The organism is Reyranella sp. (genome assembly GCF_036558665.1).
Lineage (GTDB): Bacteria > Pseudomonadota > Alphaproteobacteria > Reyranellales > Reyranellaceae > Reyranella.
In genome coordinates this window covers 49,839-61,500 of record NZ_DATBFE010000057.1, presented here as the reverse complement: position 1 = coordinate 61,500, position 11,662 = coordinate 49,839, and the positions used below count along the sequence as shown (strand labels likewise).

General features: G+C 66.1%; 11 protein-coding genes. 7 read left to right on the top strand and 4 right to left on the bottom strand.

Annotated features, from left to right (window positions below):
* Positions 1-12: 12 nt before the first annotated feature.
* The 3 genes from VH499_RS08205 to VH499_RS08195 form a co-directional block, all read right to left on the bottom strand.
* Positions 13-1,020 (bottom strand): D-cysteine desulfhydrase family protein, encoded by a 1,008-nt coding sequence (locus VH499_RS08205; RefSeq protein ID WP_332052219.1) that lies wholly within the window; start codon positions 1,018-1,020, stop codon positions 13-15.
* 151 nt (positions 1,021-1,171) lie between these two features.
* Positions 1,172-1,699: a chromate transporter gene (locus tag VH499_RS08200; protein ID WP_332052218.1), complete on the bottom strand. Its 528-nt coding sequence runs from the start codon at positions 1,697-1,699 to the stop codon at positions 1,172-1,174.
* Positions 1,696-2,277, bottom strand: coding sequence for a chromate transporter (locus VH499_RS08195; protein WP_332052217.1), 582 nt, complete (start codon positions 2,275-2,277; stop codon positions 1,696-1,698). The genes VH499_RS08200 and VH499_RS08195 overlap by 4 nt, the downstream gene beginning before the upstream one ends.
* Positions 2,278-2,508: 231 nt before the next feature.
* Here VH499_RS08195 and scpA point away from each other — a divergent pair, with 231 nt between their 5' ends.
* Positions 2,509-4,665, top strand: a complete 2,157-nt coding sequence (scpA, locus tag VH499_RS08190) for a methylmalonyl-CoA mutase (RefSeq protein ID WP_332052216.1) — start codon at positions 2,509-2,511, stop codon at positions 4,663-4,665.
* 16 nt (positions 4,666-4,681) lie between these two features.
* On the opposite strand, the gene VH499_RS08185 is transcribed toward scpA, so the two are convergent.
* Positions 4,682-5,506, bottom strand: coding sequence for a DUF3108 domain-containing protein (locus VH499_RS08185; protein ID WP_332052215.1), 825 nt, complete (start codon positions 5,504-5,506; stop codon positions 4,682-4,684).
* A 183-nt stretch (positions 5,507-5,689) separates the two neighbouring features.
* Here VH499_RS08185 and VH499_RS08180 point away from each other — a divergent pair, with 183 nt between their 5' ends.
* The 6 genes from VH499_RS08180 to rpmB all read left to right on the top strand — a co-directional run bounded on the left by VH499_RS08180 (position 5,690) and on the right by rpmB (position 11,653).
* Positions 5,690-7,489, top strand: coding sequence for an ABC transporter ATP-binding protein/permease (locus VH499_RS08180; RefSeq protein ID WP_332052214.1), 1,800 nt, complete (start codon positions 5,690-5,692; stop codon positions 7,487-7,489).
* Complete coding sequence (locus VH499_RS08175; RefSeq protein WP_332052213.1) at positions 7,476-8,648, top strand: MFS transporter; 1,173 nt, start codon at positions 7,476-7,478, stop codon at positions 8,646-8,648. The genes VH499_RS08180 and VH499_RS08175 overlap by 14 nt, the downstream gene beginning before the upstream one ends.
* Positions 8,635-9,789 carry an MFS transporter gene (locus VH499_RS08170; RefSeq protein WP_332052212.1) on the top strand — a complete coding sequence of 385 codons (1,155 nt, stop codon included), beginning with the start codon at positions 8,635-8,637 and terminating at the stop codon, positions 9,787-9,789. Before VH499_RS08175 ends, VH499_RS08170 begins: the two co-directional genes overlap by 14 nt.
* A gap of 15 nt (positions 9,790-9,804) precedes the next feature.
* Positions 9,805-10,803 carry a methylmalonyl Co-A mutase-associated GTPase MeaB gene (meaB, locus tag VH499_RS08165; protein ID WP_332052211.1) on the top strand — a complete coding sequence of 333 codons (999 nt, stop codon included), beginning with the start codon at positions 9,805-9,807 and terminating at the stop codon, positions 10,801-10,803.
* Positions 10,793-11,275 (top strand): YcgN family cysteine cluster protein, encoded by a 483-nt coding sequence (locus VH499_RS08160; RefSeq protein WP_332052210.1) that lies wholly within the window; start codon positions 10,793-10,795, stop codon positions 11,273-11,275. Before meaB ends, VH499_RS08160 begins: the two co-directional genes overlap by 11 nt.
* Before the next feature lie 72 nt (positions 11,276-11,347).
* Positions 11,348-11,653 (top strand): 50S ribosomal protein L28, encoded by a 306-nt coding sequence (gene rpmB / locus VH499_RS08155; protein WP_332052209.1) that lies wholly within the window; start codon positions 11,348-11,350, stop codon positions 11,651-11,653.
* The last annotated feature ends 9 nt before the right edge of the window (positions 11,654-11,662 follow it).

Here is an 11,662-nt window from a genome sequence, read left to right as displayed (position 1 = left end):
GTCACTCCGGAGTCAGTCGAACGATTGACGATAGGCGAAGAGCGCGGGCGCACCGCCGGTATGGATGAAGACGATATCCTGCCCGCTTGTCCATCGGCCGGCCCGGATCAGGGCGATCAGTCCAGCGAGGCCCTTGCCCGAATAGACGGGGTCGAGCACCAACCCCTCGAGTCGTGCGCCGAGCTTGATCGCCTCGATCGTCGCCTCATGTGGCACGCCGTACCCCGGACCGGCGTGGCCCGCGACGACCTCGACATCCTCGGCATCGAACGGCTGGTCGAGCATGGCGGCCGCCGCCCTGCCGTAGGCCACCGCATCCGCGCGCACCCGCTCGGGTTCGGCGTCGATGTCAATGCCCACGATACGGGCGGCCGGCAGGCAATGCCGGGCGGCCACCAGGCCAGCCTGCGTCCCTCCGCTGCCCGAGCAATGCACGACCGCCGTCGGCGCAAAGCCGAGCGCCTCGCGCTGGCTCGCGATCTCCACCATGGTCGAGGCGTAGGCAACGGCACCCAGGGGACTCGATACGCCATAGGGAACGACATAGGGGTTGCGCCCGCGAGTGCGCAGGTCTTCGGCAAGCGCGCTGATGGCGCGATTGCGATCGCCGGTCCAGGGAACGTCATGCAGGATGGCGCCGAACAGGCGATTGAGCAGGGCGTTGCCGGTTTTGTCGTAGTCGGCCGATGGCGCCGCGAGCCGTCCATGATAGACGGCGAGATGGCAGGCAAGGCCGAGCTTCGCCGCTGCGGCCGCGACCTGGCGCTGGCTGTTCGATTGCACGACGCCGCCCGAAACCAGCGTATCGGCTCCGCTGTCGAGAGCTTCGCGAAGCACATAGTCGAGCTTGCGCAGTTTGTTTCCGCCGAGGCCCAGTCCGGTACAGTCGTCGCGCTTTACCCAGAGGCGAGGGCCGCCGAGATGGGCCGACAGGCGCTTCATCGGCTCGAGCGGCGTCGGCAGGTGCGCGAGGCCCAAAGGCTTGAAGCGGGAAAGGGTGTCGCCGAGGCGCGCTCGCATGTCTCTATCCATCGCCGGCAACGGGGGACGTCGGTGGGACTGATCGAACCTGATATTGGCGCCCCTGACGAGCTGGGTCCATTTATCGATTTCACGTCGTTTTCAGGGCGTCGGGTCCGCGCGGCGCGGCCTTGACGGGCAGGCGCCGGGCCTATTGGCCGAAGCCGCTCCAGCCGACGGCGGCGCCGGCCGCCAGCAGCCACAGGGGATGCAACCGGGTCCTTGAGGCGACCACGGCGACGCCGGCGCTGATGGCAACGAGAATCCATTCGTGATCGGCCGCCCGAACGATGAGCACGGCACTCGCGGCCACGAGACCGACTGAGATCGGGATCAGACCGGCCTGCACGGCCTGTCGCCACGGGTGCTGCTTGAAGCGCCGCCACAGGCGCAAGGCCACCGCCGTCAGGACCGAAGACGGGCCGAAGATCGCCGCCGTCGATACCAGCATGCCGGCCCAGCCCGCGACGTGCCAGCCGATCAAGGGCACAACCATCATGTTCGGGCCCGGCGCGGCTTGCGCCAGCGCGAACAGGGCCGCGAAGTCGGCGTCGGTCAGCCAATGATGGACGTCCGTCACCTGGCGATGCATCTCGGGCAGGATGGTATTGCCGCCGCCGAACGCGACCAGCGAGAGCTGGCTGAAGATGACGGCCAGCGCGATCAGCGTCGAGTTCACGCGCCGATCCTCCTGGTCAGGACGATGCTGACCGGCGCCAGGACAAGCATCACCGGGACGAGCGGCCATTGCAGGACGGCGATGGCAACGAGGCAGACCGCGGCAACGCCGACCGCAATCGGCCTGCGCCGCATCGGCACGGCGATCTTGACGGCCATGGCGACCAGCAGGCCCGCCGCCGCAGCTGCCAGGCCGGCGAACATGTGCACGACGTGCGGGTCCGACTGGAAGCGCGCATAGACGATGCCGAGCGCGATCACGATCGCGGTCGGCGCGGCGATCAAGCCGACGAGCGCCGCAAAGGCACCCGCGATGCCGCGGAAGTTCATGCCGATCGCGGCCGCGAGATTGATGATGTTGCCGCCGGGAAGAAACTGGCAAAGACCAAGCAGCTCGGTGAACTCGGGCCCGCTCAGCCATCGACGTCGCTCGACGATCATGTTGTGGGCAAGCGGCAGCACGCCGCCGAACCCGGTCAGGCCCAGCATGAGGAAACCGCGGAACAGTTCGCCGATCGTCGGCGCCGCCGAGACGAGCGGGAATTCCGCCTCCGCTCTTTCGCTGTCGCGCAGGGCCATCGAGAGGAGCTAGAAGCTGATGGCAGAGATGTCCAATATATGTTTTGGGCGAAATCCATATGGACCAGGTCTGGCGCTCGGCCGGCCGGCTTTCAGGGTGGGGCACCATACCGCCTGCGAATAGGTGGCTGTTTTCGCGGTTCCGAGCGTTTATTGTTGATGGGGAGCGAAGCGAGAGACCTTTTGCCAGCCTGAAGGTCCCGCTGAGCTTCGGGACGACAAGTGGAACTCATGGCCGATTTTCCGAAGAAAACCCTCGCCGATTGGCAAAGCCTCGCGACCAGGGAACTGCGCGACAAGCCGCTTTCGTCGCTCGACTGGACCACGCCCGAGGGCATCGTGGTGAAGCCGCTCTATACGGCAGCCGATCTCGAGAGTCTCGAGACGGTGGGGACGCTGCCCGGGTTCCCGCCCTTCACACGCGGCCCGAAGGCGACGATGTATGCCGGCCGGCCGTGGACGGTGCGCCAGTATGCAGGGTTCTCGACGGCTGAGGAAAGCAACCGATTCTACCGCGCCAATCTTGCGGCGGGGCAGATGGGGCTCTCCGTGGCGTTCGATCTGGCGACCCATCGCGGCTACGACTCCGATCATCCGCGAGTCGTGGGTGACGTCGGCAAGGCTGGTGTGGCGATCGACTCCGTCGAGGACATGAAGATCCTGTTCGACGGCATTCCGCTCGACAAGATGAGCGTGTCGATGACCATGAACGGCGCCGTACTGCCGGTGCTCGCGGGCTACATCGTGGCGGCGGAGGAGCAGGGCGTGCCGCAGGAGAAGCTTTCCGGCACGATCCAGAACGATATCCTCAAGGAGTTCATGGTCCGAAACACCTATATCTATCCGCCCGGACCCTCCATGCGCATCGTGGCCGACATCATCGAGCACACGGCGAGGCACATGCCGAAGTTCAACTCGATCTCGATTTCCGGCTATCACATGCAGGAGGCGGGCGCGACGTTGGTGCAGGAGCTTGCCTTCACGCTGGCTGATGGTCTCGAATATGTGCGGGCGGCGAAGGCCAAAGGCCTCGATATCGACGCTTTTGCGCCCCGGCTCTCGTTCTTCTTCTGCATCGGCATGAACTTCTTCATGGAAGTGGCGAAGCTGCGCGCCGCCCGCTTCCTGTGGGCCGAGTTGATCAGGCCGTTCGACCCCAAGAAGGCCGACTCGCTGTCACTGCGTACGCATTGCCAGACCTCCGGCGTGTCGCTCACCGAGCAGGATCCCTACAACAACGTCATCCGCACCGCCTACGAGGCCCTGGCGGCGGTTCTGGGGGGCACCCAATCGCTGCATACCAACTCGTTCGACGAGGCGATCGCGCTGCCGACGCCGCAGTCAGCCCGGATCGCGCGCAATACCCAGCTCATTCTCCAGCACGAGACCGGCATCACCAAGGTCGTCGATCCGCTGGCCGGCAGCTACTACGTCGAATCGTTGACCGCGAGCCTGGTCGCCGAGGCACGCAAGCTGATCGGCGAGGTCGAGGCGCTGGGCGGGATGACCAAGGCGGTCGAAGCCGGCATGCCCAAGATGCGCATCGAGGAAGCGGCGGCGCGCAAGCAGGCGCGCATCGATCGCGGCGAGGAAGTGATCGTCGGCGTGAACAAGTTCCAGCCCAAGGAAGATGCGACGGTCGAGATCCTCGAGGTCGACAACGACGCCGTGCGCAATGCCCAGGTGACGCGGCTGCAGAAGATCCGCTCGAGTCGCGACGAAGGCAAATGCGTCGCGGCCTTGAAGGCGCTGGGCGAAGCAGCCCGCAACGGCACCGGGAACCTGCTGACCCTCAGCATCGAGGCGACCCGGGCACGGGCAACGGTGGGCGAGATATCGTCCGCACTCGAAGGCGTCTATGGCCGCTACCAGGCGACAATCCGCTCGATCTCCGGCGTCTATGCCGGGGAATGGGAAGGCGACGAGGGCCTGGCGCGCATCCGCACCGACATCGCGTCCTTTGCCGAAGAGGAGGGTCGCCGGCCGCGCCTGATGGTCGTCAAGATGGGCCAGGACGGCCACGATCGCGGCGCCAAGGTAATCGCGACGGCCTTCGCCGATTTGGGCTTCGACGTCGATATTGGGCCGCTGTTCCAGACGCCGCAGGAAGCGGCGCGCGCCGCGATCGAGAACGACGTGCATGTCATCGGCGTCTCGAGCCAGGCGGCCGGGCACAAGACCCTGGTGCCCCACCTGATCGAGGAACTCGGCAAGCAGGGCGGCTCGGACATCCTGGTCGTCGTCGGCGGCGTGATTCCGGCTCAGGACTACGATTTCCTGAGGAAGACTGGAGTCGCCGCGATCTATGGTCCTGGAACCAACATTCCGGCGGCGGCGGCGGAGATCCTGTCGATCCTGCGTCAGCGCGACCACAAACGCGCGGCGTGAGCAGTCGCGACGAGTCTTACCGCCGCATCGCGATCTTCTCTTCTTCCGTAAGTGGCCGCTCGCGGAAAAACAGCATCTTGCCGTAGATCGTGCCGAAGCCCGTCTCCGCTTCGAGTTTCACCGGATAGCGGAAGGACGTGTCGTCGAGTCGGGCGAACCACAGCTTCATTGGTCGCTCGCGTTTGCTTTCGGCTTCCTTGGGTGCGTCGTCGAAGTCGCCGGCGACCCGCTTGGTATAGACACTGCATATCAGCAGATCGCCTCTCGCGCCGGCCACGCCCGCCGCCGCTGCCGGCTCGGTGCCGATCTTGGTGAGCACGACGTCGATGCGCCGCTTGCCGTCGTTGGAGGCAACGGTCCGGTCACAGGCGGCGTCGCCCGCCATGCCGACCTGCATCGCCGCTGACAGTGGGTCGAGCGACCCGTTACGCTTGTCCTCCGGAATTGCCTTGTCAGGCGGCGGGTTCCAGGGCGGCTCGCTCTTCCCTTTCAGGGCTCCGCCTGGGCCATATTGCGCAATCCAGGAGCGCGGCGTGTCGCCCACCACGATCGACAACGAACCACCGGCCGGGCGAGCGCCTTGCGCTGCAAACCCACCCCAGGCCCGGTTCTTGCCGTCATAATTGATGGTGACCGCCTTGATCAGCCCTTCCTTGAAGGTGTGGCTCTCGACGTCGTAGCGGTGGTCGTTGAAGCGGGCCGTGAAGTCGATGCGAAAGCCGGTGAAGGCCAGATACGTGATGGCATAGCCGACCTCCACCTGTCGCGCCTCCTCGGCCAACGCGGCCGGCGAAAGGCCGCTGCACAAGGCAAACGCGATCAAGGCCCTACGAAAAGTCATGAAATAGCGCTCCGTGGGGACTTACCCCGACCCTGCAGGCACGATAGAAGGCCGACGCCCTCTCTGCCACCGAGCTTGCGCGCCCGAACCGGCCTTCCGTCCATGTCACCCCCAGGCAACGATCGTCCTCCCACCATCGGTCTCGGCCGGTCATGGGCCGTGCTCGCCATATTGGCCCGTCATTTGTGGCCAAAGGGCGAATGGGGGCTGCGCACGCGCGTTGCGGTTGCCCTGGCGCTCCTCGTGCTGGCGAAGATCGCCAACGTTTACGTCCCCATCCTCTACAAGCACGCCGTGGACGCATTCGGCACTCCGCAGGCCCAGGCGGTGACGGTACCGGTGGCCCTGATCCTCGCCTACGGACTGGCGCGCGTGCTGGCCCAGGCCTTCGGCGAGATCCGCGACGCGATCTTCGCACCCGTCGGGCAACGCGCGATCCGCAACCTCGCGCTCCAGGTCTTCGGTCACCTCCACAGCCTGTCGCTACGCTACCACCTCGAGCGCCAGACCGGCGGGCTCAGTCGCGTCATCGAGCGCGGCACGCAGGGGATGGAGTTCCTGATCCGCTTCACGACCTTCAACATCCTGCCGACGCTGCTCGAGATCGCGCTGGTGGGTGCGATCCTGTGGCGGCTGTACGACTGGCGCTTCACCGCGGTCATTTTGGGCGTCATTGCCGGCTACATCGTCTTCACGATCACGCTTTCGGAATGGCGCATCCAGTTCGTGCGCCGCATGAACGACGCCGATACCGACGCCAACGCCAAAGCGATCGACAGTCTCCTCAACTACGAAACGGTGAAGTACTTCGGCAACGAGCTTCACGAAGCGCGGCGGTACGACGTCGGCCGACGACGCTATGAAACGGCGGCGATCCGCTCGAGCCGCACCCTCTCGCTGCTCAACATCGGCCAGGGCCTGATCATTGCCGCAGGCCTCGCTGGCGTCATGGTGATGGCCGGCAGCGGTGTCGTCGATCGCACCATGACCGTCGGTGATTTCGTGGCGGTTAACGCGTTCCTCCTGCAACTCTATGCGCCCCTCAACATGCTGGGCTTCGCCTATCGCGAGATCCGCGGGGCGCTCGTGAACATGGAAAAGATGTTCGGTCTGCTCGACGTGCCGGCGGAGATCGCCGACAGGCCCGGCGCGCCGGCGCTTCACGTCGGCGGCGGCGAGATCGTGTTCGATCATGTCGACTTCCATTACGAGAAGGCCCGGCCGATCTTGCACGACGTCAGCTTTCGCGTGGCGCCCGGCGACTCGGTGGCCATCGTGGGCTCGAGCGGGGCGGGCAAATCCACCGTGTCACGTATCTTGTTCCGGTTCTATGACGTGGCCGCCGGGCGCGTCCTGATCGATGGCCAGGACATTCGCGACGTGCAGCAGGCGAGCCTGCGCGCGTCAATCGGTGTCGTGCCGCAGGATACGGTCCTGTTCAACGACACGATCTACTACAACATCGCCTATGGCCGGCCCGATGCAAGCCGCGAGGAAGTGGAACAGGCGGCGAAGCTCGCGCGTATCCACGATTTCATCATGGCGTTGCCGCAGAAGTACCAGTCGACGGTCGGCGAGCGCGGCCTGAAGCTCTCGGGCGGCGAGAAGCAGCGCGTGGCGATCGCGCGCACCATTCTCAAGAACCCGCGCATCCTGTTGTTCGACGAGGCGACCAGCGCGCTCGACACCCGCACCGAGCAGGAAATCCAGCGCTCGCTCGAGGAGGTGAGCCGCGGCCGTACCACACTGGTGATCGCGCATCGGCTCTCGACGATCGTCCACGCCGACGAGATCGTGGTGCTCGACCGCGGCCGCGTGGTCGAGCGCGGCCGGCATGGCGAGCTGCTGGCGCGAAACGGCCTCTATGCCGATATGTGGCGGCGTCAGCAGGAAGCCGCGGCCGAAGCCGAGCGCAAGGTCGAGGCCGAAGCCGAGAAGCTGCCGTCCTTCCGCGCGGAGGGACATCTGCGTGTCGCCGAATAGTGTTGCGTCGCGCCAGCCATTGCTGCCGATCCTCGCCGCCTGTGGCGCGGCCGGCCTGCTGGCCGGCACCTCGTGGCCTCTCGTACCTCTCGCCCTGGAGCGGCAGGGGTTCGACAAGCTCGTGATCGGCGGCATCGCCGCGGCCTGGGGCATCGGCATGCTCCTGACCGCACCGCGCATCCCCCATCTTGCGGTGCGGCTCGGCACGGTGCCGTTGATCGTCGGTGCCGTGGTCGTGGGTGCCGCGGTTTCGGTTGCCTACACGCTCACCAGCAACCCCATCGTTTGGTTCGCACTCAATCTCGCGCACGGCGCGGTCGATGGTGTGCCGTGGGTCCTGAGCGAGATCTGGATAAACATCGTTGTCGAGGAACGGCGCCGCGGCCGCGCGATGGCGATCTACGCCATCCTGATCGCGGCCGGCATGGCGCTGGGGCCGTTCGTCCTGCAGGTGGTCGGCGTCTACGGGCCATGGCCGTTCCTGACCTGCGCCCTGATCGCCTTGCTGATCGCGGTGCCGCTGCTGCCCTATTGGAAAGCGGCACCTGCCATCGCGCCCCAGGCGGGAAGCGGCTTCGTGGCGGTCGTCCTCGCCGCGCCGCTCGCCATGCTTGCCGCCTTCTCGAGTGGTGTCGGTGAACAAGTGGCATTCAGCTTCCTTCCGGTCTATGCCGTAGGCGCCGGCGTGGCGCCGAAGACCGGAGCGCTGTGGCTGTCGGCGTTCGTGGTTGGAAACCTGGTGCTGCAATGGCCGGTCGGCTGGCTGGCCGACCGGGTCGACCGGCGCGCGGTGCTGGCCGGCGCAACGATTGCGAGTGCGGGCCTCGTTCTCCTGCTGCCGGTGGTGCCGGCGCATTCGCCCGCGGTTCTGGCCATCGTGCTGGTCTGGGGCGGCATTTCGTTTGGTATCTATCCGCTCGGCCTGGCATTGCTCGGCCAGCGGTTCCGCAACGGCGATATTGCCCGCGCCAACACGATCTTCTCGATGCTCTACATCGGCGGCGGCCTGATCGGCCAGCCGCTCACCGGGGCGGCGATGGATCTCCTGGGGGATTCCGGCCTCGGCTGGACGCTGGCCTTCTTCTATGCCGCGGCCGGCATCGGCGCCTTGGCGGCGTTGCGCCGTGGCGTCAAAGGCGATCCCTATGTCGTCGAATAGTGTCATCGCAGCGCCGTGGCGGGCGTTGCTGCCCGTCTATGTGGCCTGCCTCGCCTTTGGCGTGCAGGTCGGCGCGGCCCTGCCGCTGGTGCCGCTGGCACTCGAGCGGCGCGGCGTCGACAATTTCACGATCGGGCTGGTGAGCGCGGCCTGGGGCATCGGCATGATCTCGACCGCGCACCGCATTCCCGCCGTCGCGGCGCGTATCGGGGTGATCCCGCTGATTTGTCTTTCGCTTGTGATGACGGCGGCCATCTCGGTCGCGTTCGCCTACACCGAGGACACGATCCTCTGGTTCGGTCTCAGCCTGCTGTCGGGCGTGTCGGGCGGCATTCCGTGGGTCGTGAGCGAGATCTGGATAAATATCGTCGTGGACGAAGGCCGTCGCGGCCGCGCCGTGGCGATCTATTCGACCCTCGTGGCGGCGGGTCTGGCCGTCGGGCCGGTGATCCTCCAGGTCGTGGGCGTCTACGGACCGCGCCCGTTTCTGGCGACGGCAGCGCTCACCCTGCTGATCGCTGTGCCGTTGCTGCCGAACTGGCGCACCGCACCGGTAGTTGAGGAGGCGGCCGGGGGCAGCTTCCTGCGCATTGCACGGCTCGCGCCGGTCGCCATGTTGGCCGCCTTCGCCTGCGGATTGGGCGAGCAGGCCGCCTTCAGCTTTCTGCCGGTCTACGCCGTGACCGCAGGTGTCCCGCCCGAGACCGGGGCCATGTGGCTCTCGGCTTTCGTAATCGGCAATCTCGGCTTGCAGTGGCCGATCGGCTGGGCTGCGGACCATTGGGATCGCCACAAGGTGCTCGCCGCCTGCGCGCTCTTCAGCGCCGCCATGACGATCCTGCTGTCCATGATCGATCTGCGGAGCGAGGGAATTTTCGCGCTGCTGTTGCTTTGGGGAGGCATTTCGTTCGGCATCTATACGGTCGGCTTGGCGCTGCTCGGCCAGCGTTTCACAGGCGGGGAGATCGCGCTCGCCAACGCCGCCTTCACGATCTTCTATACCATCGGCGGGCTGATCGGGCGACCGATCGCCGGCGCCGCAATGGATATCATGGGCCACGCGGGTTTCGGGCCGTCGATCGCCATCTTCTATCTGGCGGCGGGTGCGGGCGCCTTGCTGGCCTTGCGCCGACACCGCTGATAAAGCTTGCCCGCCATGAGCCCGTCGGTCGCCAAATCCGGCCATGCCGCCGATTCCCTGCTCGAGCCACTGCTAGCCGGCGATCGGCGCGCACTTGCCCAGGCGATCACTCTGGTCGAATCGACGCGTCCGGATCACCGCGAGCGCGCGGACGTGCTCCTGGCTGCCGTGCTGCCGCATTCCGGCAAGTCGGTGCGGCTCGGCATTACGGGTGTCCCCGGCGTCGGCAAGTCGACCCTGATCGAGCGCTTCGGCCTGTCGCTGCTGGAGCGCGAGCGGTCGCTTGCCGTGCTGGCGATCGACCCGTCGTCCAAGCGCGGCGGCGGCTCGATCCTGGGCGACAAGACACGCATGGAGGAGCTGTCGCGCAGGACCACCGCCTTCATCCGACCGTCGCCGGCCGGCGCCACCCTGGGTGGGGTAGCGCGCCGCACACGCGAGGCAATGCTGCTGGTCGAGGCGGCAGGCTTCGACACTGTGATCGTCGAAACCGTGGGTGTCGGACAGTCGGAGACCGCTGTCGCCGATATGGTCGATATGTTCATCGTGCTGTTGCTGCCGGCAGGTGGCGACGAACTGCAGGGCATCAAGCGCGGCGTGATCGAACTTGCCGATTTGATCGTGGTGAACAAGGCCGACGGCGATCTGAAGGCGACCGCGCGACGGTCGGCCGCAGACTACAAGCACGCCCTGCGCATGCTGCGCTCCCCGACCGCGGGTTGGACGCCGGAAGTGACGACCTGCTCGGCACACACGGGCGAAGGCGTGGCCGAGCTTTGGGCGATCGTCGAACGCTTCAACCAGGCGGTAGGCGAGAAGGGCATCGCGCGCCGCCGCGCCGGGCAGGCGCGTGCCTGGATGTGGAACGAGGTCGGCGAAACTCTGCTGGCTGAATTGCGCAAACATCCCGAGGTGAAGCGCCTGGTGGGCGGACTGGAGCGCGATGTCGAGAGCGGACGATCGACTCCCGCCGCGGCCGCCCGGCGCATGCTGGAAGCCTTCCATGGCCGCTAAGTCGTTCGTGAGGCGCGCCCGCCGCGCCGCCGCCAGGGCAGAATCGCCGTTCTGGAAGCGCAAGACGCTTGCTCAGATGTCGAGATCCGAGTGGGAATCGCTGTGTGACGGGTGCGGCATGTGCTGCGTCAACAAGCTCGAATACGAAGGGACGGGCGAGCTTGCCCAGACGGATACCTGCTGCAAGCTCCTGGATCCCAAGACGGCGCGGTGCCGGGACTACAAGAACCGAAAGAAGATCGTGCCCGACTGCATCCAGCTCACCCCAACCGTGGTGGCGACGATGGACTGGCTTCCCAAGACCTGCGCCTACCGCCTGATCCATTTCAAGCAGGATCTCTATTGGTGGCACCCGCTGGTCTCGGGCGACCCGGAAACCGTGCATCAGGCGGGAATCTCGGCGCGCGGACGTGTGATTCCCGAGGACCAGGTCGAGGATATCAGCGAAAGGATCGTGGACTGGTTCGCTTGACGGCCCCTGCCCGGGCCCCTAAAAAGCCCGCCTTCCCGCCCGCTGGCGGGATGGTTTTTTATGGAAATCGTCATGCCTCGTCGTTGCGCCCTGTCGGGCAAGTCCGTGCAATACGGCCACAATGTGAGCCACGCCAACAACAAGACCAAGCGTCGGTTCATGTCCAATCTGCAAGTGGCTTCGGTTCTGTCCGACGTGCTGGGACACAGTGTGCGCCTGCGGCTCACGCCGCGTGGCATCAAGACCATCGAGCATAATGGCGGAATCGACGCCTATCTGCTGGGCACCAACGACAGCAAGCTCAGTCCGGAAATGCTGACGCTGAAGCGCCGGGTCACTTCGGCCAAGGCGAAGAAGGATGCAAAGAAGGCCGCGTGAAGCGGCCTT